Origin of the sequence: Pseudomonas sp. G11-1 (genome assembly GCF_024031555.1) — a bacterium.
Classification (GTDB): Bacteria; Pseudomonadota; Gammaproteobacteria; order Pseudomonadales; family Pseudomonadaceae; genus Halopseudomonas; species Halopseudomonas bauzanensis.
The window spans coordinates 81,064-104,741 of the sequence record NZ_QEYQ01000008.1; the positions used below are offsets into that span (position 1 = coordinate 81,064).

The 23,678-nt window shown below is 61.5% G+C and carries 16 protein-coding genes; 5 read left to right on the forward strand and 11 right to left on the reverse strand.

The genetic code is table 11. From position 1 onward, the window contains the following. Positions 1-367: 367 nt before the first annotated feature. From DHB74_RS16500 to DHB74_RS16515, 4 genes are all read left to right on the forward strand, one after another. A complete protein-coding gene (locus tag DHB74_RS16500) occupies positions 368-1,369 on the forward strand; it encodes an amidoligase family protein (protein ID WP_036993230.1) in 1,002 nt (333 codons plus the stop codon). After that, positions 1,351-2,040, forward strand: a complete 690-nt coding sequence (locus DHB74_RS16505) for a gamma-glutamyl-gamma-aminobutyrate hydrolase family protein (protein WP_074777252.1) — start codon at positions 1,351-1,353, stop codon at positions 2,038-2,040. Before DHB74_RS16500 ends, DHB74_RS16505 begins: the two co-directional genes overlap by 19 nt. A gap of 72 nt (positions 2,041-2,112) precedes the next feature. After that, the gene (locus DHB74_RS16510) at positions 2,113-3,072 is read left to right on the forward strand and encodes a hypothetical protein (protein ID WP_074777250.1); all 960 of its coding nucleotides are present in this window, start codon (positions 2,113-2,115) and stop codon (positions 3,070-3,072) included. Further along, positions 3,069-3,563 (forward strand): NUDIX hydrolase, encoded by a 495-nt coding sequence (locus DHB74_RS16515; RefSeq protein ID WP_074777248.1) that lies wholly within the window; start codon positions 3,069-3,071, stop codon positions 3,561-3,563. The genes DHB74_RS16510 and DHB74_RS16515 overlap by 4 nt, the downstream gene beginning before the upstream one ends. Here DHB74_RS16515 and recD read toward each other — a convergent pair. The 4 genes from recD to DHB74_RS16535 form a co-directional block, all read right to left on the reverse strand. Further along, positions 3,547-5,643 (reverse strand): exodeoxyribonuclease V subunit alpha, encoded by a 2,097-nt coding sequence (recD, locus tag DHB74_RS16520; protein WP_499162069.1) that lies wholly within the window; start codon positions 5,641-5,643, stop codon positions 3,547-3,549. The two genes, DHB74_RS16515 and recD, sit on opposite strands and share 17 nt — an antisense overlap. Continuing rightward, positions 5,615-9,304 (reverse strand): exodeoxyribonuclease V subunit beta, encoded by a 3,690-nt coding sequence (recB, locus tag DHB74_RS16525; protein WP_499162071.1) that lies wholly within the window; start codon positions 9,302-9,304, stop codon positions 5,615-5,617. The genes recD and recB overlap by 29 nt, the downstream gene beginning before the upstream one ends. Further along, positions 9,301-12,780: an exodeoxyribonuclease V subunit gamma gene (gene recC, locus DHB74_RS16530; RefSeq protein WP_499162073.1), complete on the reverse strand. Its 3,480-nt coding sequence runs from the start codon at positions 12,778-12,780 to the stop codon at positions 9,301-9,303. The genes recB and recC overlap by 4 nt, the downstream gene beginning before the upstream one ends. A gap of 124 nt (positions 12,781-12,904) precedes the next feature. Next, positions 12,905-14,251, reverse strand: a complete 1,347-nt coding sequence (locus tag DHB74_RS16535; RefSeq protein ID WP_036993238.1) for a glutamine synthetase family protein — start codon at positions 14,249-14,251, stop codon at positions 12,905-12,907. A 171-nt stretch (positions 14,252-14,422) separates the two neighbouring features. Between DHB74_RS16535 and DHB74_RS16540 the strand changes: the two genes are divergently transcribed. Then, a complete protein-coding gene (locus DHB74_RS16540) occupies positions 14,423-16,114 on the forward strand; it encodes a VOC family protein (protein ID WP_036993240.1) in 1,692 nt (563 codons plus the stop codon). Positions 16,115-16,159: 45 nt separating this feature from the next. On the opposite strand, the gene DHB74_RS16545 is transcribed toward DHB74_RS16540, so the two are convergent. The 7 genes from DHB74_RS16545 to cysP form a co-directional block, all read right to left on the reverse strand. After that, on the reverse strand, positions 16,160-17,398 hold the full coding sequence (locus DHB74_RS16545; protein WP_036993242.1) for a saccharopine dehydrogenase family protein: 1,239 nt from the start codon (positions 17,396-17,398) through the stop codon (positions 16,160-16,162). Between the two features lie 40 nt (positions 17,399-17,438). After that, the gene (nspC, locus tag DHB74_RS16550) at positions 17,439-18,536 is read right to left on the reverse strand and encodes a carboxynorspermidine decarboxylase (RefSeq protein WP_036993243.1); all 1,098 of its coding nucleotides are present in this window, start codon (positions 18,534-18,536) and stop codon (positions 17,439-17,441) included. A gap of 166 nt (positions 18,537-18,702) precedes the next feature. Beyond that, positions 18,703-19,353 carry a porin family protein gene (locus DHB74_RS16555; RefSeq protein WP_036993245.1) on the reverse strand — a complete coding sequence of 217 codons (651 nt, stop codon included), beginning with the start codon at positions 19,351-19,353 and terminating at the stop codon, positions 18,703-18,705. A gap of 114 nt (positions 19,354-19,467) precedes the next feature. Beyond that, positions 19,468-20,601, reverse strand: coding sequence for a sulfate/molybdate ABC transporter ATP-binding protein (locus DHB74_RS16560; protein WP_036993246.1), 1,134 nt, complete (start codon positions 20,599-20,601; stop codon positions 19,468-19,470). Continuing rightward, positions 20,601-21,464 (reverse strand): sulfate ABC transporter permease subunit CysW, encoded by an 864-nt coding sequence (gene cysW / locus DHB74_RS16565; RefSeq protein ID WP_499162077.1) that lies wholly within the window; start codon positions 21,462-21,464, stop codon positions 20,601-20,603. Before cysW ends, DHB74_RS16560 begins: the two co-directional genes overlap by 1 nt. 5 nt (positions 21,465-21,469) lie before the next feature. Beyond that, entirely contained in the window at positions 21,470-22,336 is an 867-nt protein-coding gene (gene cysT / locus DHB74_RS16570; RefSeq protein ID WP_036993248.1) for a sulfate/thiosulfate ABC transporter permease CysT, read from the reverse strand. Between the two features lie 12 nt (positions 22,337-22,348). Continuing rightward, a complete protein-coding gene (gene cysP / locus DHB74_RS16575) occupies positions 22,349-23,371 on the reverse strand; it encodes a thiosulfate ABC transporter substrate-binding protein CysP (protein WP_499162079.1) in 1,023 nt (340 codons plus the stop codon). Positions 23,372-23,678 lie beyond the last annotated feature (307 nt).

Genomic DNA, 23,678 nt, shown 5'->3' on the forward strand with positions numbered 1-23,678 from the left:
CCTGTCGCTTGCCGAGCGGCAGCAAATGGACGATGCCGCTGTCAGCGGCTAGCCTTGAGTCATGCAGGTCAATGCTTGCGGGAAAAACCTACCGATCATGGAGGCAGATGCCCTGACCAGAAGTTATCCCTTTGACTCCGTGCCCAACGACAGATGGAATTGGCGAAGCGGCTGTCGTTTGATCGACATTGTCTGAGAAAACCTGCCATGGAGGCGGCAGACAACACGACCGAATGAGTCCCGGGCGAGACACCCGGAGCGGAGCCAATGGATTCTATCACGCTGAACCTGGTCTGAGACCACCCCTTGGATATGCGGTGCCAAGATCGAGCAGAACATTACCCAATGGCCGGACGCGGAGTTGTACATGACCCATTGCCCACCATCGCTCGCCTTACCGGCACGCATCCATACCGGCACCGGCGAGCTGCGCCGCGTCGGTGTGGAACTGGAAATGAGCGGACTGGATATCGACCGGCTGGCCACCATCTGCAGCCGCTATCTGCAACTGCCCAGCCAGGCCACCAGCCGCTATGAGCGCACCCTGCGAGGCGACCCGGCCGGCGACTGGCGAGTCGAACTGGATTTCACCCTGCTGCGGGAGATGGGCCGCGAACAACGTGCGGAAAACGACCTGGGGGATGAACTGCGTACCTCGGTGGAAGAGCTGCTCAAATGGGTCACCAACGATGTCGTGCCGTTGGAACTGATCAGCCCACCCTTGCCCATGAACCGTCTGGGTGAGATCGAAGGGCTGATCGATCTGCTGCGGATTGCCGGCGCACAGGGTACCTCCAGCAGCGTCATGAGCGCCTTCGGCATGCAATTCAACCTCGACCTGCCGGATCTGCAAACCGATACCATCACTGCCTATCTCAAAGCCTTCACCTGCCTGTATGACTGGCTGGCGCAACGCGCGCGAATGAACCTGACCCGCCGCCTGACGGCATTCGCCGGCCCGTTTCCACCGGCCTATGTCAAGCAACTGATCGACCCGCATTACTGGCCAGAGCAGACCCAGCTGATAGCTGATTACCTGCTGGCCAACCCGACCCGTAACCGCGCTCTGGATATGCTTCCGCTGTTCAAGTACCTGAGTGCCGAGCAGGTTCAGGCGGCTACAGCCGATCCCTTGATCAAGGCTCGCCCTGCCCTGCATTACCGTCTGCCGGATAGCCTGATCGATCAACCCGGCTGGGGTCTCGGCGGCGCGTGGAATGACTGGTTGCAGGTGGAGGCACTGGCCGCAGACCGATCCCGTCTCGATGCCTGCTGCAGCGCCTATGGGCAGCACCTGGAACAGGGACTGGGCCGGTTACTGGATAGTTGGAAAGCACAGCTGGAGCGCCAATGGCTGAGCGGGATCTGAACAGGGCGCCGACCATTGCGGTAACCGGGCCATCGCGCGGTGCTTTCGGCCCGCGCTTTCTGGTAGCGTGCGCCATCCGCTGGTACGGCGGCAAACCGCTCCAGCTGCGCCCCGGCGACCCCTGGCGACAGCACCGCTATGATGGCGTGGTCATTACCGGCGGCCACGATATCGATCCGGTGCTCTACACCGCCGAACCGGAAGTGGTACCCAAGTACGACCCCGAACGGGACGCGCTGGAAGCGGCAATCATTGATGATGCCCTCGCCCACCGGCTGCCATTGCTGGGCATTTGCCGGGGCGCCCAGTTGCTCAATGCACGCCGCGGTGGCAACCTCTATCAGGAGCTGCGCTCCCGGCGCCATAAGACTTCCCACCGGCGCACCGTGCTGCCGCTCAAGACCTTGGATATCGTTCCCCATAGCCGCCTCGCTGACCTGCTCGGCACCGAACGGGCGCAGATCAACAGCCTGCACAATCAGGCCATCAACCAGCTCGGCCAACAGCTGCAGGTCAGCGGCCGCGATCTAGATGGCATCATCCAGGCCATCGAAGACCCGGATCACCCCTTCCTGCTCGGCGTACAATGGCACCCCGAATTTCTGCTGCCGATACGCCGCCAGCGACGGCTGTTTCAGGCGCTGATCGAGGCGGCAAGCAAGCGCGTATGATGCTACCGGTATCGCCAAACGGCAGGTCGCGCCATATCATGGTGGCCACTATGAAAAGGAGGCCGAACCGGCATGTTGTTCAAGGAAAAACTGTTGTTGTCCAACTGCGATTCGGTCCGCGCTCTGGATGGCAACGAGCTGCGCAAACGCTTCCTTACCGGCCTGGCCTTTGCCGACGGCGTGGTGTTATCGCCCAATGCGCTGATCGATAATCTTGATGTCGCTCAGGTCATCGGCCAGACCAACGTCATCAAGTATCTGAACGAGGAAGGCAGCGGCAAGTTGGTGATCCGCGGATTCGGCATGACCCAGCATGCTGGTCTGTCGGAGTATTACCATGCCCTGCCCGGTAGCTTCATTCTATCCAGCTTGCCGGGCGCACCGCGCAAGGATGCGCTGGACAGATACCAGCAGCGCCTGATGCAGGACCGGGTAGACACACTTCAGAAAGCCCTGAATGAAGTCCGTCCGGCAACGGAGAGCCTGACGCTGGCACGGGAAAGCTTGCGCAACGAAGTTTTCACCCGCCTGCAAGAGCCCGCCTGTGCTGAGCATTATTTCGAGAATGACGGCGATTACCAGTTATTCCTGTTGGGCGCATCCGACGTCATTTCCCGCTCAGAATGGTATGGCCACTCGCAAGCGTTTTTCCGTTCGCGGGGCTTGGCCGATTTCCCACGCTTTCGCGCGGAAATTATCGATCCCGCCTACAATTCGTTGTTCGCCGTTGCCAATGAAGGCTTTCTACAGGACGACATCCGCTATCTGACCGGCATTCCCGAGGTTATCCTGGATACCAGCATCGGCATCAAATCGCTGCGCCGGGAGATCGAGTTGATTCAATATCCATTGAAGGTGTTCGAGTTTATTTCCAGCTTCGGCGCAGGGGAAATCGTACGCTATCTGACCGACGAGGCTATCGGTTATATCGAAGACAAGATGGTCGACAGCGGCAAGAGCTATATGACCCGCAGGAACTGGTTCGGCATGTACCCCCGCATGCGCCGGTTCATGGGGCTGGAGATTAAATGAAGACGCTATATGAGAACCCGTGGTTTCGCGTAGTTCAGGATGGCCGCTTCCATTATGTGGTGGAAGATAACGCCAGCAATGGTGCTGCCGTGTTGGCACAGATTGCCGACGGCGACTTTCTGTTGCTACGGGTCAAGCGCCAGGCCCATACCGGGCTGCAACTGGAGATACCCCGCGGCTACGGCGAGCCTGGCGAGAGCAGTCTGGCGTGTGCGCGGCGCGAGTTGGCCGAGGAGACCGGTTATCTGATCGCGGAAGAGCAACTGAGCCTGCTGGGCCGGCTCAAGCCCAACTCCGCCATCCTGGCCTCCGCCGTGGATCTGTATTTCGCCCGCATCAACAGCAACAGCCAACCCGGCCAGCGCGACGACGAGGCCCGAGACATCCAGCGCATCGGTCTACCACGCCTGCGCCAGATGCTCCAGGCCGGCGAGATAGAGGATGCATTCACTCTTGCGGCGCTAGCATTTTATTTCAATCGGGAGAGCTGACCTCGACAGCCAGATCCAGCCCACTCAACCGTCGTACCGGCTGCGCCACCGCCGCTTCGAATACTCCGGTGCGGGTTTCCAACAGGGTGAAGTCGCGGCTGGCGCGGGTGATGGCGGTGTAGACCAGCTCCTTGGTCAGCAGCGGGCTGCGGGTTTCCGGCAGGACCAGCATGGCGTGGGCGAACTCCGAGCCTTGCGATTTGTGCACGGTCATGGCGAATACAGTTTCTACCTCGCTCAGCCGGCTGGGGAGTACAAAGCGCAGCCGCCCGCTGCCGTCGTTGCGCGGAAAGGCCACGCGCAGCACCATCCGCTCCGGCTCCCCGGCGTGCAGCGGCCGTTCCCTGATCGTCAAGGCGATGCCGATATCGCCGTTCATCAGCCCCAGCCCGTAATCGTTGCGCGTGACCAGCACCGGACGCCCTTCGTACCAGCCCTGCGCCGCTGGCAACAAGCCCCGCCGCTGCAGCAGGCCGGCCAGGTGACGGTTCAATGATTCCACGCCCCAGGGCCCCTTGCGCACGGCGCACAGCACCTGGAAACGGTCGAAGGCCTCCAGCACCGACCTGGCCCAGTCTTCCCATGCCGGATCATCGGCGGGCAGATCCGACGCGGGGCGTTGTTGCGCCAGCAAGGTCAGATAATCACCATAACCCGGCAAGGGATCTGCCGCGGCCGCATTGCCCAGTATCATGGTCGCCAGCCGCGGATCTTCCAAGCCGGAGGCCAGGTGGCTGTGCAGGTCACGGTATTGCCGCTGCCCCAGCACCTGCCGTGCGGCCTGGGCATCGGCCCGGTTGACCGTGCGCGCCAGTTCGCCAATGCCACTGTCAGCGCCGAAACGGTGGGAATGGCGCAGCATCACCGTCTGCTGGGCCAGTGGATGCCGATCCACATCGCCCGGCTGCAGTCCGGCTGCCGCGATCGATTGCCCGCCAACCTGCTCCAGCCACTGCCGGGTATCCTCGCTGTAGCGCCCAGCCTCGGCATCCCGGCACAGATCGCCGAGCACCGCGCCCGCTTCCACCGAGGCCAGTTGATCCTTGTCCCCCAGCAGCACCAACCGTGCATGGGGCGGCAACGCCGCCAGCAGGCTGGCCATCATTTCCAGGTCGATCATCGAGGCTTCATCCACCACCAGCACGTCCAGCGCCAACGGATTGCCCACATGGTGGCGGAAGTGCCGGGTGTCCGGCCGGCTGCCCAGCAGCCGATGCAAGGTGGCGACCTGGGTGGGGATATGTTCCCGCACCGAGGCGCTTACCTGCAGGCTGCCGACCTGCCGGCCGATGGACTCGGTCAGCCGTGCGGCGGCCTTGCCGGTAGGTGCTGCCAGGCGGATACGCAGCGGGTGACCGGCCGTGACCGCCGGCTCCTGCAGCAGCGCCAGCAGCCGCACCACGGTGGTGGTCTTGCCGGTACCGGGCCCGCCGGTAATGATGCTGAACGCCCCCCGCGCCGCCAGGGCACAGGCCAGCTTCTGCCAGTCAGGGTGTTGGCGGCCGTCGGCAAATAACCGCTCCAATCCCTGTTCCAATCCGGCAGGCAAGGCTGGCCGGGCCTGTAGCCGACGACCGAGCGCCGCGACCACCTGCCGTTCGTAACGCCAGTAGCGCCGCAGATACAGCCGTTGGCCATGCAGCACCAGGGGGCGTTCGCAATATTCACCGCCAGGCTGGTTGTCCACCATCGGGCTGGCGGCCAGGGCGTCGCACCAGGCTTGTGTGGTAACACCGCCGAGCAGTTGCGACGGCAACAGGATATCCCGTCCGGCCTCCTGCCCTTCCGGGGGCAACGACAGGCTCAGGTCCGGCGCCTGCAGGGTGGCACCCAGATCCAGACAGACATGCCCATGCCCGAGCTGGTGACTGGCGAGCGCCGCGGCCAGCAGTACCAGGGGCTCGCTGTCGGGCGCCAGATCCAGCAGGAAGACCGCAAGCGCCCGGTCCAGTGCCCGCAACCAGCCCACCTCGACCCACTGCTCCAGTTGGTGCAGCACGTCGGTATTCAGTGCTGGCGGCGCTTCGCTGGGCGCCAGCAGATCCAGTTGCTCAATGCTCACGGGGCATCTCCTCGGCATCGTCGCCCGTTGCTGCACCCGCGAACAGGGCATCCAGCGATTCGATCAGGGCCCGCGGCGGCTTGTCATGCCAGACGCCGGCGTTGTCCGCTTCGCTGCCCCGGATGAACCAGTACAAGGCGCCGCCCACATGCCGACCATAATCGTAGCCGGGTAGACGGGCTCGCAGCTGGCGGTGCAGCGCCAGCACGTAAAATACATACTGCAAGTCGTAGCGATGCTCCAGCACCGCCGCCTGCATGGCCTGGGGGGTATAGGCGCTGGCATCGGCGCCCAGCCAGTTGGATTTGTAGTCGACTACGTAATAGCGGCCGTCATGCTCCAGCACCAGATCCATATACCCCTTGAACAGCCCGTTCAGGCGCTCGGCCGGCAGCTCGGGGCGCGGCACACCGGGAGCGATGGCCGCCTGCACCAGTTGATCCAGCGCGCTGACATCGACCCGACTGGCGGCAAACAGGAACTCCATTTCCGGCTGGTATTGCTCCCGCCCCAGTTGCGCCAGGCTGAACGGCCCGGCATCCAGCGGTACCGGACGATTCAACAACCCGCTGAGCCATTCGCTCAGGGGTACAATCCATTCGGTCAGCCCACGCCGTACGCAACGGGGTCTGAGCCATTGCGCACAAGCCTCGGGTGACGCCAGGCCAGCGAAGCCTTCATTGCCCGCCAGCTCCAGCAAGCCATGCAGGAAGGTGCCGGGATTGGGCCCACGGGGGAACCGGTGAATGGTCGGCGTCTCGCCCGGGCGTAGCGGCTGAAATACCGTGCGGCGGTCATCATCAGCGGCCTTTTGCGCCGCCGGATTGTCCGGCGAGGCATCGTCGCTGCGGGTGCGCGGAACGGCGACCTCGCCGGGACGCAGCGCACTGTAGGAGGCGATCCACCAATGCTCCGCAGCACGGCGCTGCGGCTGGCGCGCGCTCAGGACATCCTGCTCAGCCTGGGGCGGGGCATAGTGCGCCTCATCAACTTCAGGAGCTTGCACCAAAGCAATCGCCGCGGCATTCCAGCGTGCCAGCCAAGCCGCCAGGTCGGCGGAAGAGGACAGCGGCTCGCCGCCGCCGAGCAGTTTCCCGATCGCCGAGCGGTGCAGCACCGAGGAGGCATTATTGCCGTATTTGAGATCAGCCATGCCCAGCCAGCAGGCATGCCGTGCGCGGGTCAGGGCGACGTATAGCAGGCGCACGTCCTCCGCCAGCCGCTCGGCATCAGCTCGCAGCACATCGTCCTCGGTCGGTTGCAGTACGATCCGGGTGCCGTTGTCGCCATGGGTGACCAATGGCTTGTCGCCCTGGGTCAGGCGGGTATTGCAGATGAACGGCAGGAACACCAGCGGGTATTCCAACCCCTTGGATTTATGGATGGTAACCACCTTGACCAGCGCGGCATCGCTTTCCAGCCGCAAGACCTGTTCATCCTGGGTATTGTCGCCGGAGCTGAGCACCAAGTCCTCGAAATGGCGAATCAGTGCCTGCTCGCCATCCAGCTCGCGGGCGCTCTGCTGCAGCAGCTCGGCCAGATGCAGCAGATTGGTCAGCCGCCGCTCGCCATCGCTGCCGGCCAATAGCTGGGCCGGCAGGTCGAAGTCGTGCAGCAATCGGTGCAGCATCGGCAGCACGCCTTGGCGCAGCCAGATGCGCCGGTAATCACGGAACTGGAACACGCGGTGCTCCCAGATGCGCTCATCCTGGTTCAATGCATCCAGCAGTTGCCACTCCAGGTCCAGCGTCGGGCTGGCCAGCGCCGCGCGCAGCAACCGATCGTTGTCCGGCTCGGCACAGGCGCGCAGCCAGCGCAGCACATCGGCGGCCTCGGCACTGGCGAACACCGAGTCCTTGTCCGACAGATAGACACTGCGTACGCCCCGTGCGGCCAGCTCATCGCGGATGGCCTGGGCCTCGCGAAAATCCCGTACCAGCACCGCCATGTCTGCCGGACACACCGGCAGCATGCCCTTATCCGGATGCAGGAACCCCGCCTCACCGCGCTGGCCGAGATTGAGCAGTCGCACCATCTCGCTGGCGCAGCGCGCGGCCATTTCGCTCCGGTAATTGCCGCTGGCCAGCGGCTTGTCGGTCGGCAATTGCCAGGCAGTCAAGGCAGCCGGCGATTCTCCGGCGACAGTCCATTGCTCGGCCCGCCCGCGCGCACCCACCGCAATGAAGGGCAGCGGATTGTCCCCGTCACGGGCGAACAGGAAGGCGCCCTGTCCGCCCGGACGCTCTTCAGCCAGCTGGAATACATGGTTGACCGCCGCCACCATCTGCTCGCTGGAGCGAAAGTTGGTGTCCAGGTTGTCGTGCCGCCCGGCGGTGGCTTGGCGGGCCTGCAGGTAGGTGAAGATATCCGCACCGCGGAAGGCATAGATCGCCTGCTTGGGGTCGCCGATGAGAAACAGGCCATGCTCCGGATCGTTGGCCTCGACCCGGTAGATACGATCATAGATGCGGTATTGCAGCGGGTCGGTGTCCTGGAATTCATCAATCATGGCTACCGGAAACTGGCGCCGGATAACCTCGGCCAGGCGCTCACCGTTCACGCCCTGCAGGGCCATGTCGAGTCGCTCGAGCATGTCATCGAAACCCATTTCCGCACGCCGGCGCTTTTCCTGCTCGAAGCGCTGGCGGATCCAGCAGGCGGCATGGCGCAGCGCCTGCTGACCCGGATCGGGCAATGACCGCAACTGCTCGCGCAACTGGCTCAGCGCGTCCAGTGCGGGGTGGGCCGGCACCACGCTGGATTTCCACCCTTCGGCCAGGCCATCGGGACTCAGGCGGTTCCAGGCAGCATCCGGCAGCTTCAACTCTATCAGCAGCTCATCCGCCGCCCAGCTGCGCAGCGCCTCGAACCAGTTGCGGTAGTAGCGGCTGTGAATCTTCTGCTTGTTGACCTGACCTGCCTCGAAAGCCCGGTCCAGCAGTTGCTCCAGCTCAGTGGCCCAGCTCAGCCAGGGCTGTTTCAGCTCGGCCAACCGCTGGGTAGCCTGCTCCAGCACCGGCTCGATCAGCTCCTGCAGTCCCTGCCCGGTCTCGTTCGACGGCTCGCGGAAGAGCACCCGCACGCGCGCCAGCAGGTTATCCGGCTGCTGCCACTGCTCCACCACCCAGCGCAGCGCCGGTCCCTGCAGGCTGTAGCACTGCTCGCGCCAGTAATCGCGAGCGACATCGGCCAGCAGCTCACTGTGATCGGTTTCCAGCTGCTGGGCGAACAGGCTGCCGCTGTCGAAGGCGTGCTCGCGCAACATGCGCTGGCACCAGCTGTGAATGGTCGAGACCGCCGCCTGGTCCATCCATTGGGCGGCGATATCCAGGCGTCTGGCGCACGCGGCATGCTGCTGCTCAGGGTAATCGGCCAGCAGCGCCTGCAGGATCGGATCAGGGGCATCCAGTTCACCCCGGAACGCCTGGGCGGCTTCCACCAGCCGCGCGCGAATACGATCACGCAGCTCCCGGGTGGCGGCGTCGGTAAAGGTGACCACGAGAATTTCTGGCGGCAACAGCTCGCGGTGGAAGCGGGTTTCATCATCGCCGTGGCCCAATACCAGGCGCAGATACAGTGCGGAAATGGTGAAGGTCTTGCCGGTTCCGGCGCTGGCCTCGATCAGGCGACTGCCGCGTAGCGGAAACCGCAGCGCCAGGGGCAGGTTCTGCTGACTCATGCATCCTCCCCGGTATCGACCAAGGTCAGTAGTTGACTGCGGTACGCGTCGACCAGCGGTGCATACAACTGCTGACTCAGTTCGGCAAACTCACCCGAAGCAATCAGGCTGGCAAAATCCGGGTATTGCCGACGCAATGCCGCGCTTTTTTCCACCTCACCGGTCAACTTGAAGCCACCTTCATACACGGTCTGCGCCGCCATATCAGCCTTGTCCTCCTTGCCTGCCAGCATAGACTCCAGCCAGGCGAAAGCGGTTTCCGGGGCGCAGGGTAGCGGCCGGTTCAGCCCTTCCAACCAGGCGGCCAACCAGACTTCCATCAGGTTCTGCGCCTCGGGCGCGGGCAGCGGTGCGAAATGCAAGGTGGCATCTCCGGCCACCACCCAGGTGTGCAATGCATGACCGCTGGCGGCGGCCAGCACGTGGGTAACCCAGTCGGCCAGCAGCGGGCGCCAGCGCAGAGCATCCTTCTTGCCACGCCGCTTGCCCGGCACCAGGTTGATCCGTGCCAGGGCATCACTGCCGGATGCCTGGCGCACCCCACTCAGCCAGCTCACCAGTTGCACCTGGTGGTGTCCAGCCTCCAGCGCCAGCGGATGCTCCATGACCTGCGGCCAGTCTGCCACCAGGGCCTGAAAGCGGCGCAGCTGATCACCCAGCGGCAGGATGAGCTGGCTGCGGCTCAACTCGCCAAAACCGGCCAGAGGGAAATGGCCCTGCCCCTGCAACCGGGAAGCCAGCTGGCTCAGCGCCTCGTCGATATCCTGCTCCGCCGGCAATGGCAGGCAGGCTTCCAGCAGCGTCTGGCTGAGCTGGTGGTTCTGCAGCGCATCCAGGGCGAAGGGCTCATGGTCATCCAGACTGTCGTTACGCTCATCGAGATAGACCTTGAGCCGGCCGGTGAAGAAATGCGCCGCCGGATTACGCAGGAAGCGTTGCAGTTGCTCCACTTCGATCGGCGCATCGGGCAACATGTCAGGCAACCGCGCTGCGCTGGCCCCGCCCGCGGTTGCCCCATGCATGGGCAACCACTCGCGGGCATAGCTGAACAGCACGCCGCCCTCCTTGAAATACGCCTTGCTGAAGGGCTGCAACGGATGCTCCTGGGTCAGCATGGGCAGCAGTTCGCCGTGCTCGGCGCGCCAGCCGCTGGTCAGGTGGTCACGCAATTGCCCGACCAGCACCGAGGCCGGTCGGTCGCTGTTATCCCGGATGCTGCGCCCCACCCAGCTGATATACAGCCGCTCGCGGGCCGATAGCAGCGCCTCCAGCAGCAAATAGCGGTCATCTTCCCGGCGCGAGCGATCACCGGGACGGTAGTCGCGGGCCATGAGATCGAAGTCCAGCGGCGGCTGCGCCCGCGGGTAGTCGCCATCGTTCATGCCCAGCAGGCAGATCCGCCGGAACGGAATGGCCCGCATGGGCATCAGTGTGCAGACGTTCACCGCACCGGCCAGAAAGCGCTGGCCCAACTGGCTCTGCTCGACGCCGGACAGCCAGGCTTCGCGTACCACATTGAGCGGCAGCGCATCATTCAGCTCCACGCCAGCACAGAGCTCCAGCCACTGGTCCATGGCCTCATCCAACTGGCCCAGCAGACGCTCGTCGCGCTCACCGGCGGGCAGCAGGAAGTCATCCAGCAACCGGCGCAGCCGCTCGCCCCAGGCCGGCGCCGGAGCGGGTTCGTCCAGCAGATCACAGGCCTCGTCCAATGCTTCCAGCAAGGCCACCAGCGGACCGATCAGCGCTGCATCCAGCCCGCCGATTTCATCATAGGGCTCGATACCGGAGCAGGGATCGCCCGCGCCCACCGCATATCCGAGCAGCATGCGCCGCAAGCCAAAGCGCCAGGTGTTGGCTTCCAGCCCGTCGGGTAGCCCGAGCGTGGCCCGTCGTTCGGCGTTCATGCCCCAACGGATACCGGCACCTTCGATCCAGCGGCGCAGCGTTGGTAACTCGCTCTCCTGAATACCGAAGCGGGCGCGCAGTGCCGGCACATCCAGCAGACTGAGCACCTCGCTCACCGGCAGCCGGCTGTCTGGCAGACGCAGCAGCGATTCCAGGGCGATCAGCAGCGGCTCGATACCACGCTGGCCCTGGTCGGCCAGGGTGAAAGGAATGTAGCGCAGGTCCTCCGGCGTGTACTGACCGAACACCGCCTGCACCGAAGGCGCATAGGTGTTCACATCCGGCACCATGACGATGATATCCCGCGGCTTCAGGCTGGGATCGGCGTTGAACCAGGCGAGCAACTGGTCGTGAAGGATTTCCACTTCGCGCTGGGCACTGTGGGCCAGGTGAAAGCGTATCGACTCATCCCCTGCGCCAACCGCCGGCCACTGCTCGCGGGTCTCCGCCAGGGGGCGCAGATCCAGGATGTCCGATTGCAACTGCCCGAGCAGGTGCGCTGTATCCGGTTCGTCAAACAGGTCGATGCGCCCGCCATTGATCGCCTGGAACTGGGCTTCGTAGCTGGCGCGGTCATCGTGGCTGTCGAGCAGGTTGATATAGTCGCGGCCCTGCTTGCCCCAGGCTGCCAGCAACGGATGGGCATGCTGATGCAGGCTGTGCTCGTCGAGTTCCAGCGGCGAGCCGGGGCGGCGTTGTTGCCGCTGGTACTGATGACGCAGCAGATCCTGATCGCCGACGATATTGCCCCAGTGGTGCTGGCAGGGATTGAGCACGCAGAGCAGCACCTGGCTGAACCGGCCGATGGCAGCCAGCGCCTCCAGAGTCTGCGCCGGCAATGATGAAATCCCGAACACGATGACCCGCCGCGGCAAACCGGCGGGACGAGCGTCCAGTTCGGCCAGCCGGCTGACGAAGCGCGGGTGAATCCCGGCGCGACTGTCCGCCAGTCGCGCCTGTCCCACGTCCTGTAACAAGGCTCGCCAGAGCGCGGGTTGCCAGCAATCGGCCGGCTCCAGCGGCTGGATACCATCACGCGCATGGCGGATCTGATCACGCCCTTCGGCCCAATCACCCAGCCAATCGGCGCGGTATACCTGATATTGGTCGAACAGATCGGCCAGGCGCTCGGCCAGTTGATAACGCTTGCGGCAATCCTGGTCATCCGCGAGAAATCGCTGCAGCGGCTCGAAGACCGGCTCATGCATGACCGCCGGCAGCAGTCGCATCAACCGCCAGGTCAGCGGCGCCTTGTCCAGTGGTGAGCTGACCGGCACGGTATCCGCACCGAGCACGCCGCGATAGGCGTCCCAGAGAAACCGCGCCGGCAGTTTCACATCGAAGGCGGCGGCGATCCCGCAACCACTGGTTTCGTCGGCGGTCACATCGGCGGCCAGCGCCTGCTTGAGCCACTGGGCAATACCGTTGCTCTGCACCAGGATCACATCGTTTTCCAGTGGTTTGAGCGGGTATCGGGCGACCCAGTTGACCACCAGTTGGCGCAGGCTCTCCAAGCGGTTGCCATGGATGATCATGAAACCCGGTGCGAGTGATTCTGCGTCCGACATGCCAACTCCTGTGCAGCTATGAGGTGGCCGGCAGAGTCTGCCGGCCCGACCTGCAGATACTACCAGCCCGCTGCCACTTTACGTGTCGCGGGAATGCCCTGGCGGCGCAACCGTGAACAAGCGCTCAGATCACGCTGCCCAGAACGCGCCGTTCCCAAGGGGTGATTTCATCCATGAAGCTTTCCAGTTCCATGTGTTTACAGGCCAGGTAACCTTCGATGAATTCCTCGGTAAACACCTCGCGCGCCATCCGGCTGCGCTCCAGCCGGCGCATGGCGCGATGCAGGGTGCAGCTCAGGCGCAGCTCGTCCGGCACCTCGAACTCGCCCTGGGCCGGCAGATCCGGTTCGAGCTGATGCTCGATACCGTAGAGCCCTGCCGCCAACGTGGCCGCCAGCGCCAGATAGGGATTGGCATCGGCGCCGGGTATGCGGTTTTCCACCCGCCGCGCATCCGGCTCACTGGCCGGTACGCGCAGACCGGTGCGACGATTGTCGTTCGACCAGCACAGGTTATTGGGCGACGCATAGACGTGGCAATAGCGCTGATAGGAATTGATATTGGGCGCCATCAGCAGGATCAGGTCACCCAGGTGCGCCTGCAGGCCGCCGAGAAAATGCCGGAACTGCGCTGTGGCTTGTTGGCTGCCAGGATCAGTAAAGACGTTCTGCCCCTGCTGGTCGACCACGCTCTGATGAATATGCATCGACGAGCCAGGCATCTTCGACAACGGCTTGGCCATGCAGACCGCGATCAGGCCATGCTTGAGGGCGACTTCATGCAGCAGATGCTTGAACAGAAAAGTCTGGTCGGCAATCAGCAATGGGTCATCATGGGTGAAGTTGACTTCATACTGACTCAGCCCCATTTCGTGCATCACCGCCTCGCAGGGAATACCTACCGCGGTCATGCTGGCCTTGAGCTCGGCAAAGAACGGCTGCAGCCCGGTCACCGAGCCCACGGCGAAGGCCTGGCTGCCCGCTTCACGCCGCCCATCCAACCCCACCGGCGGGCGAAACGGCTGCTGCACATCGGCGTTGTGCTCGAACAGATAGAACTCCATCTCGGTGGCGACCTTGGGTGACCAGCCACGGGCCTGATAGCGGTCCACTACCCGCTGCAGCATGCTCCGTGAGGACAGTCGCGACGGCGTCCCATCCATTTCCACGGCTTCACACAGGGCCAGTGCCCGCGGTGCCAGGGTCCAGGGAGTGATGTGCAGCTGTCCCGGTATCGGGCGCAGAATGAAGTCGCTGTCATCGTAGCCGTAATACCGCGGATCGGGATATTCGCCGGTCAGGCACTGCACCAGCACACCATGGGCCATCTGCACCCGGCGCCCCTGCATGAAGTTACGGGCATGGATCACTTTGCCGCGCGGTATGCCGTTCATGTCCGGGATCACGCATTCGACTTCCCCGATGCCATCCAGGCGCTCGACGAGTGAAGGATCTGCGGAAAGTGATGTCATGAAAAATACCCTGTTGCGACAGCGGCCTGCCCGGAAAGGGGACGATATTACCGCATCGGCCGGGCGCTGAATAATTTCCCGTCCGCTGGTATTGGCGCATAGCTCATATTGAGCTATCGTGCGCAACCAATGAATGAATGTTCATTTTTAAAACAACAACAAGGAATCAACATGCATCAACCCAACCCTTGCAGATGGCTGACTGCTCTGCTGTTGCCATTGCTGCTGACAGCCTGTCTGGGTGGTGGCGGATCAGATAACGACGCCTCACCCACCCATCCAGCAGAGCCCCCGCCGCCAACGTCCACGGCGACGTATCTGGAAGCGGTAGGTATCGGTGTAAGCGACCTGGATGCCGCGGTCGATTTCTATCGCAACGGCCTGGGCATGCGCGAAGTCCAGAGACTGACGCGCGATGACCGTATCGAGGTAGTAATGGAGTCGGCCGATCGCCGCGGCTCCCATATTCTGTTGATGGAGTTCACAGACGGGGTCGGCCGGAACTACCAACAAAACCCCGGCAAGCTGGTGTTCTACGTGCATGATGCCACTGCCTTTGCCAGCCGCTTCGAGAGTGCCGGTGGCCGTATAACCGCTCCGCCTGCGGCACTGCCGGAATATGACGGCACCCTGGTCGGCTTCGGCCGCGACCCGGATAACAATCTGATTGAAATAGTGGGTGTGCCCAGCGTCACGGACTCCTTCCTGGCGGCTGTCGGTATTGGTGTCAGTCATCTGCAGCATGCCCACGCGCTCTATACCGATGCCATCGGCTTGCAGGAACAGGCGTTTCTGCAGGTACCCGGCCTTTATGATGAATACACCCTGCTCTCGCCGGTACCAGGCGGCTCGGCATTGGTGTTGATGCACTGGACCAACGGTAGCGACCCGAATTATCAGGACAATCCGGTGAAACTGCAGCTCGCGACCGCCGACCCGAGGCTGCTGGCTGATCGGCTGGCAGAAGCTGATGCCGATATCCAGCATGAGCCGGCGGCCTCCACCGAGCCGGATCTGAACCAGGCCCTGGTCGGCTACGCCACCGATCATGACGGTACCCTGATAGAACTCCGCCAATCGCTCCGCTCCTACCTGGGCGCAGCGGCCATCGGTGTCGAGGATCTGCAGGCAGCGGAGGACTTCTTCAGCAACGGATTGGGAATGCGCGTGGTGGCTCGGCGCACCCGGGAGAATCGGGAAGAAACCGTAATGGAGTCTGCCGATGCGACCGGCTCGAACCTGGTGCTGATGGCTTTCACTGACGGCGTGCCACGCAACCTCCGGCAGAATCCTGGCAAGCTGGTGTTCTACACCAGGGATATGGAGAGTTATGTGGCATCATTCCAGGCAGCGGGTGGACGTATCACCCTGCCACCTACCCGCGACCCGGCCCTGGGCGTGACCGTCGGCTTCGGTCGCGATCTGCACAATAACCTGATCGAACTGGTTGCCGACCCCGCAGCGGAGCATTCCTACTTCGGCGCCTTCGGCATCGGTGTCAGCGACCTGGAAGCGGCTCGGGCCTTCTATGTAGATGAGCTGGGCTTTCGCCAACTGCTGTATCTACCCATCCCTGGCATGTATAACGAGTACATATTGCAGGGGTACGGCGGCTCGGCGCTGGTGCTGATGAACTGGACCAACGGCGGCGCGCATAACTACCGGGACAATCCGGTGAAAATGGAGATCCGCAGCATCGCCCCGGTGGCTTTTGCCGAGGCCGTGGAGCGCGCTGGCGGGGAGCTGTTGCAGGCGCCCGACGTGACGGACGACCCGGGACTTGAGGGCGAGATCGTTGGCATCGCCAAGGATCTGGATGGCAGCCTGATGGAGATCCAGCAGGCGCGCTGGGGAATGGAATGACATAAAAAAACCCCGGTCAGACCGGGGTTTTTATTGGCGGTGAACTCAGAAGCTCAGCGCGCGATCGCCCTGCTCGTCCTTGATACGGGTCGGCAGACCCATCTCGTTGAGCAGGTTGATGAAGGGCTTGCAGTCCAGCTCTTCGACGTTGACCATCTTCTGCACATCCCACTTACCCTGGGCGATCAGGATGGCAGCAGCCACTGGCGGCACACCGGCAGTGTAGGAAATACCCTGGCTGCCCACTTCCTGGTACGCCTCGGCATGGTCGGCGACGTTGTAGATGAACACTTCCTTGTCAGCGCCGTCCTTCTTGCCTTTGACCAGATCGCCAATGCAGGTCTTGCCCTGGTAGTTCGGCGCCAGGGAAGACGGATCAGGCAATACCGCCTTGACCACCTTCAGCGGCACCACTTCCAGACCTTCAGCGGTGGTAACGGGCTGCTCGGACAGCAGACCGAGGTTCTTCAGTACGGTGAAAACATTGATGTAATGCTCGCCAAACCCCATCCAAAAGCGGATGTTGGGCACGTCGAGGTTCTTCGACAGCGAGTGCAGCTCGTCATGACCGGTCATGTAGCTGGTCTGCTCGCCGACCACCGGCAGGTCATCCGTACGCTTGACCTCGAACATCTGGTTGCTGGTCCACTGGCTGTTCTGCCATGACCAGACCTGCCCGGTAAATTCACGGAAGTTGATCTCGGGATCGAAGTTGGTCGCGAAATAATGTCCGTGGCTGCCGGCGTTGATGTCAATGATGTCGATATCGCTGACGCTGTCGAAATACTCGTTCACCGCAATAGCCGCGTAGGCGTTGACCACACCTGGATCAAAGCCGACGCCGAGAATGGCGGTCACGTTATTCGCTTCGCACAGCTCGCGACGTTTCCATTCATAGTTGGCATACCACGGCGGCGTCTCGCAGATTTTTTCCGGATCTTCATGGATCGCGGTGTCCAGATAGGCGGCACCCGTCTCGATGCAGGCCTGCAGCACCGACATGTTGATGAAGGCCGATCCAACATTGATGACCAGTTGCGACTGTGTCTTGGCAATCAGTGCCTTGGTTGCCTCGATATCGAGCGCATCCAGGGCATGGGCTTGCAATTCACCGGCAGTTTTGAGGCTGCCCTTTTCTCGCACACTGTCGACGATCTGCTGACACTTCTCGACAGTACGCGAGGCGATGTGGATGTCTCCCAGCACGTCATTATGCTGCGCACATTTATGCGCGACGACCTGGGCCACCCCTCCGGCACCAATAATCAGAACGTTTCTCTTCATTTCTCTTCCTCTGAACGCCTCCTTGGGCTAATTCATGACCTCAGGAGAGGGCACTCGCAAAATCTTCGAATCCAAACTCACGTACCAGTTCAACCTCACCGTTCAGTTGGCGAACGGCGATGGATGGCATTTTCACGCCATTGAACCAATTCTTCTTTACCATTGTGTAACCGGCCGCATCGATGAAGGACAGCCGATCACCGATCTGCAGCGGCTTGTCGAACCGGAACTCACCGAAGATATCGCCGGCCAGACAGGACTTGCCGCAGACCATGTACTCATGGGGGCCGTCACAGGGCTCCATGCGCGCCGACTGACGGTAGATCAGCAGGTCCAGCATGTGCGCTTCGATCGAGCTGTCGACCACCGCCAGTTGCTTGCCGTTATACAGGGTGTCCAGCACCGAAACTTCCAGCGAGGTGCTCATGGTAATGGCAGCCTCGCCCGGCTCCAGATAGACCTGAACCCCATATTGCTCGGCGAACTGTTTCAGACGGGCGCAGAACTTGTCCAATGGATAGCCTTCGCCAGTGAAGTGGATACCACCACCCAGGCTGACCCACTGGACTCGCTTCAACAGATCACCGAAGCGCTCCTCGATCTGCCGCAACATGCTGTCGAACAGGTCAAAGTCACTGTTTTCGCAATTGTTGTGGATCATGAAACCGGAGATCTGGTCGATCACCTGCTCCACCTTCTGCGCATCCCACTCGCCCAGTCGGCTGAAAGGCCGCGCCGGGTCGGCAATCAACCAGTCGGAACTGCTGACCTGCGGATTGAGCCGCAAACCACGGGTGTGGCTGGCCGAAGCATCGGCGAAACGCTGCAACTGGCTGATGGAATTGAAGATGATCTTGTCTGAATGGGCCAGGACCTCGGCAATCTCATCATCGGCGTAGGCCACGCTGTAGGCATGGGTCTCACCGGCGAACTTGAGCTTGCCCAGCTTGACTTCATACAGCGAAGAGGAGGTCGTGCCGTCCATGTACTCCTGCATCAGGTCGAAAACCGACCAGGTAGCGAAGCACTTGAGCGCCAACAATGCCTTGGCTCCAGAGTGTTCGCGCACATAGGCGATCTTTTCCATGTTGCGCTGCAGCTTGATCTTGTCGATCAGGTAATACGGCGTCTTGATCACGGTGTCATGGCCCTCGAATCCGCCCGGTCGAACCAGGCAATTACGCAAACGGGCGATTATAGTGCAAAGGGGGCAGTGCTTCGAGAAAATTTGGCTGGGGATCGATCAGGGTCGCTACTGCTTGTTGCGAAAGCAGCCCGGGCCAGAGCGGCCCGGGCTGGTGGGATCAGAAATTGTAGCGTAGGCCGATGGAGCCGAAGTCGACATCATATTCATCGGCAACATCACGATACTGCTCGTATTCCGCAACCAGTTCGATTTGGGGAGTGAAGGCGTAGGATGCGCCTACACCGAAGGAAGTAACCCACTCGGTAGTCGAATCGCTTTCCGTCAGGGAACCAACGCCTGCCATTGAAACCTTTTGCTTAGCTTCCGTTTTCAGCTGGTGGTAGCCCACCTTGCCGAACAGCTTGAAGCGGTCCAGAGGCAACGTGCCAACCACGTTGGCACCAAAGCCATCGGTGTCGCCATCGATCTTGGCGCTCAATGTATCGAACCCGTCGCTGAGCTCCGCTTTATAGCTGGCTGTACCGAGATCAATATATTGAAATTCCAGACCGACATAGCGGTTCAATTGAATACCCGCGCCTATCTTGAAGGCCGAGTCTTTCCCGTCATAATCCGAACCGAAGATCAGACCAGCGTCGTTAGCGATAGCACCGAGCTCACTATCCAGGCCGCGAACAAAATCGGGTGTGTCTGCATCCGCTTGGCCAATATTGCCAAACAGATAGCCATTAGATTGAATCTCTGCAGCCTGAAGGCCAGACACCATGACACCGGATACCAATACGGCAAGCAATGATTTACGCAACATGAACTAACTCCCTACTGTTCTTATATAGCCGCCTGCATGGCAGCCGTTCCCTTTGTCTACGTTTCCGTAGCTTCGGGATAATAAATCACCGCTTCGCTTAATGTCACGCTGATATCAGATCATCGCCGCAGGATCATCCAGCTCCCCGCTTTGCCAGCGGATCGTTTCCGGCGCCTGCCCTTCAGCCTGGAAGACATGGGCCACCCGCGGCACAGCGAAGCAGTGGTCGCCCCGGGCCGGTTGCCAGCTATTGAACTGGGTGTGGGTTATGCCGACTTCCCAATGCTCCGCCGTCGCCCAACCGCGGGCAGACAATTCCAGCCGCACCTCGGCGCCGACCAGGCTGATCGACTCGATGCACAGCGGAAGATGGGCATGGGCTGCTGGCGCACTCTGGAGGGTTAATTCGTGCGGGCGCATGTACAGCTGCGCCGTCTGCCCCACCCGCTCCGCCGCGCCGACAGGCAGCCGAACCCAGGCGTCATCCTGATTAAGCAGCGTACCGTTCTGCTGGCCGGCGAACACATTCACATGACCGAGAAAATCGAATACGAACTGGCTGCTCGGCTCGGCATACAACTGCTGCGGCCGATCCACCTGCTCGATGCGTCCGGCGCTCATCACCGCGACCTGATCGGATAGCTCCAGCGCTTCCTCCTGGTCATGGGTAACGAAGACACTGGTGAAATGAAACTCCGAATGCAGGGCGCGCAACCAGCGGCGCAGATCCTTGCGAACCTTGGCATCCAACGCACCGAAGGGCTCATCCAACAGCAGGATCTGCGGCTTCATCGACAGCGCGCGGGCCAGCGCGATCCGCTGTTTCTGCCCACCGGACAGCTGGGCCGGGAACCGGTCCGCCAGTTGCCCTAGTTGAACCATTTCCAGCAGCATATCGACGCGTTTGCGAATCTCCGCCGCCGGCGGTCTTTCCTTCGCAGGCATCACTTCAAGACCGAAAGCTACGTTCTGGGCCACCGTCATGTGCCGAAACAAGGCATAGTGCTGGAACACGAAGCCAACCTTGCGTTCGCGCACATGCAAGCCGGTAACGTCTTCGCCATGGAACAGGATCCGTCCGCCGTCGGCTGTTTCCAGACCGGCAATGATCCGCAGCAGCGTCGTCTTGCCCGAGCCGGACGGTCCGAGCAGCCCGACCAGCTGGCCATCCGGGATATCCAGCGACACATCCTTCAGCGCCTGAAAGGAGCCAAAATGCTTGGTAATACCTTCGATGGAAATACTCATCAGCGATTATCCGATTGATCATCGAGAGGGGCGCGCTGCCGGGCCTGACGCCACTCCACAAAACTTTTCACGACTATGGTGATCAGCGCGATACCTGCCAGCAGCGACGCACTGGCAAAAGCACCGACCACGTTGTAATCCTGGTATAGCAGCTCGACATGCAGCGACAGGGTGTTGGTCTCGCCGCGAATGTTGCCCGACACGACCGAGACCGCACCAAATTCACCCACCGCCCGGGCATTGGTCAACACCACCCCGTAGAGCAGTGCCCATTGGATATTCGGCAACGTGATTCGGCGAAACAGCTGCCAGCCGGTGGCACCCAACACCACGCCGGCCTCTTCTTCCTCGCGACCCTGCTGCTGCATGAGCGGGATCAGCTCCCTGGCCACGAAGGGACAGGTCACGAAGACCGTTACCATCACAATGCCTGGCCAGGAAAACATCAACTGCACATCCTGATCCATCAGCCAACTACCCAGCCAACCGTTGCTGCCATACAGCAGCAGGTACAGCAGACCGGCTACCACTGGCGACACTGCGAAGGGTATATCGATCAAGGTGATCAATACCTTGCGGCCGGGGAAGTCGAAGCGTGTCACCAGCCAGGCCAGCATGACGCCAAAGACCAGGTTGATCGGGACTGTCAGCGCAGCCACCAGCAACGTCAGCCCGATCGCGTGCATCGTATAGGTGTCAGTCAGGTTGGCCCAGTAGTTTGCCCCACCGGCGGCGAAGGCCTGCTTGAAGATGATCACCAACGGGATCACCAGCATCAGCATGGTTACCGCGAAAGCCAGGGCGATCAACGACCACTTCACCCAGGGCTGATCACCGGCGCGCATTGTCTTGCGTTCGTGCATGGCGCTCACCGTCCGTGCAGCCGGCGCAGATAGCGCGCCTGCCAAAGGTTGATGCCCAGCAACAGGATCAGCGAGGCTATGAGCACCACCGAGGCAATGGCGCTGGCGGCCGCGTGATCGAACTCCTGCAGCCGTACGAAGATCATCAAGCTGATGATCTCGCTGACATAGGGCATGTTACCGGCAATGAAGATCACCGCGCCGAACTCTCCAAGGCTCCGGGTAAACGAAAGCGCCACGCCGGTCATCAGCGCCGGCCACATGGCGGGAAACAGAATCCGGCGAAACACCGTCCAGTCCGTTGCCCCCAGACTGACCGCAGCCTCCTCATCTTCCGGAGCCAGATCTTCCAGCACCGGCTGCACCGTGCGCACCACGAACGGCAGGCTGGTGAAAGACATCGCCACGATGATACCCAACGGGGTAAAGGCGACCTTGATATCGAACAGGGAGAAAATCTGGCCGTACCAACCATCTGCGGCGAAAAGCGCAGTCAGGGTAATCCCCGCCACCGCCGTCGGTAACGCGAACGGCAGATCGATGAGCGCATCCATGATGCGTTTGCCGGGGAAGTCGTAGCGCACCAACACCCAGGCCAGCAGCAAGCCGACCAGACCATTGATTATCGATGCCAAGGCAGCGGCCCAGAGAGTGACCTTATAGGAGGCGATTACCCGCTCATCAGTCACCACCGCCCAGTACCGCTCCCAGCCCATATCTGCGGTCTGCATGATCAGGCCAGTGAGTGGCAGCAGCAGGACGATACTGATGAAGAACAGCGAAACGCCAAGGCTCAAAGCAAAACCCGGCAAGACACGCTTGCCGGGTTGGCTGGAACGACCCGGCAACAGGCCGGAGAGAGATCGATTCATGTGAAGATTGTTTTACCGACGCTGGAGTTGATCCAGTTTACCACCACTGGCGAAATGTTCCTTCATCACATTTCCCCAGCTGCCGCCAATCTCTTCGACGGGCAACAGTTCAACTTCCGGGAATTGGTCAGCGAACTCGGCTTTCACCTTCTCGTTGTGCACCCGGTTGTAGAAGCCGGCGATCAGGCGCTGCGCATCTTCAGAATACAGCCCTTCCAGATAGGCTTTTGCCAGCTCTTCGGTACCGTTGTGCTTGACGCTCTTGTCGATCCAGGTCACGGGGAACTCGGCCAGGAAACTGATTTTCGGCACCACGACTTCGTATCCGTCGTTCTGTGCAGCAATATTGTTGACTTCGGACTCGAAGGTCAGCAGAACGTCGCCGATACCACGCTCCACGAAGGTGGTAGTCGCGCCACGTCCGCCGGTGTCGAATACTGCCACGTTACCCAGGAACGTACGCAGGAAGTTGTCGATAGCAGCTTGATCGTCGCCATAGGTTTTTTGTGCATAACCCAGCGCCGCCAGATAGGTGTAACGCCCATTACCCGACGTTTTCGGGTTGGGCAGCACCGAACTGACATCGTCTCTGGTCAGATCATCCCAGTTCTGAATGTTCTTCGGGTTTCCCTTGCGCACCAGGAACGCCATGGTCGAGTAATACGGCGAGCTGGCATTGGGCAGACGATCCCGCCAATCCTCCGGAATCAGATTACCGCGCTCATGCAGGATATCGACATCGGTTACCTGGTTGTAGGTCACCACATCTGCCCGCAGGCCCTGGATGATCGCTTGAGCCTGGCGTGAAGAGCCCGCATGCGACTGTCTGACCTCCACAGTCTTGCCGGTCTCCTTCTCCCATTGCTCGGCGAACAGCTCGTTGTAAGCAGAGAACAGCTCTCGAGCAATATCGTAGGAGGAGTTGAGCAGAGTCTGATCCGCCGCCTGGACGTGCCCCATGGACAAACCGGCACTCATCACCAAGGCGCCACCCCAACGGCTGGCTCGTTTGAACAGGGAACGGTGAGTGGCCATACATCCTCCAGGCAATTACTGCTGTCATTAATCAGGCCAAAGAGAATAACCAAGCTAGTTCTATATAACAATATTTCAATTAGACCGTTTTACTTAGCACATAAAACAATAAGGCATAAGAGCATTATGTGAGCTTGTCGGCCAGCCCATCGCGGCCAAGGCCGCTCCCATCACCAGGCGCGAACTCGTAGCACAAGGCACAAGGTGCGCAGACAGGTGGCGATTCAGGCATAAAAAAACCCCGCCAGTTGGCGGGGTTTCTTATTTGAAGCTTGACGATGACCTACTCTCACATGGGGAGTCCCCA

Excerpts from the sequence above, each read along its gene's own strand:
- DHB74_RS16500 (WP_036993230.1), top strand. The coding sequence starts at position 368 with ATGACCCATTGCCCACCATCGCTCGCCTTACCGGCACGCATCCATACC.
- DHB74_RS16505 (WP_074777252.1), top strand. The coding sequence starts at position 1,351 with ATGGCTGAGCGGGATCTGAACAGGGCGCCGACCATTGCGGTAACCGGG.
- DHB74_RS16510 (WP_074777250.1), top strand. The coding sequence starts at position 2,113 with ATGTTGTTCAAGGAAAAACTGTTGTTGTCCAACTGCGATTCGGTCCGC.
- DHB74_RS16515 (WP_074777248.1), top strand. The coding sequence starts at position 3,069 with ATGAAGACGCTATATGAGAACCCGTGGTTTCGCGTAGTTCAGGATGGC.
- recD (WP_499162069.1), bottom strand. The coding sequence starts at position 5,643 with ATGCCGAGGAGATGCCCCGTGAGCATTGAGCAACTGGATCTGCTGGCG.
- recB (WP_499162071.1), bottom strand. The coding sequence starts at position 9,304 with ATGAGTCAGCAGAACCTGCCCCTGGCGCTGCGGTTTCCGCTACGCGGC.
- recC (WP_499162073.1), bottom strand. The coding sequence starts at position 12,780 with ATGTCGGACGCAGAATCACTCGCACCGGGTTTCATGATCATCCATGGC.
- DHB74_RS16535 (WP_036993238.1), bottom strand. The coding sequence starts at position 14,251 with ATGACATCACTTTCCGCAGATCCTTCACTCGTCGAGCGCCTGGATGGC.
- DHB74_RS16540 (WP_036993240.1), top strand. The coding sequence starts at position 14,423 with ATGCATCAACCCAACCCTTGCAGATGGCTGACTGCTCTGCTGTTGCCA.
- DHB74_RS16545 (WP_036993242.1), bottom strand. The coding sequence starts at position 17,398 with ATGAAGAGAAACGTTCTGATTATTGGTGCCGGAGGGGTGGCCCAGGTC.
- DHB74_RS16555 (WP_036993245.1), bottom strand. The coding sequence starts at position 19,353 with ATGTTGCGTAAATCATTGCTTGCCGTATTGGTATCCGGTGTCATGGTG.
- DHB74_RS16560 (WP_036993246.1), bottom strand. The coding sequence starts at position 20,601 with ATGAGTATTTCCATCGAAGGTATTACCAAGCATTTTGGCTCCTTTCAG.
- cysW (WP_499162077.1), bottom strand. The coding sequence starts at position 21,464 with ATGCACGAACGCAAGACAATGCGCGCCGGTGATCAGCCCTGGGTGAAG.
- cysT (WP_036993248.1), bottom strand. The coding sequence starts at position 22,336 with ATGAATCGATCTCTCTCCGGCCTGTTGCCGGGTCGTTCCAGCCAACCC.
- cysP (WP_499162079.1), bottom strand. The coding sequence starts at position 23,371 with ATGGCCACTCACCGTTCCCTGTTCAAACGAGCCAGCCGTTGGGGTGGC.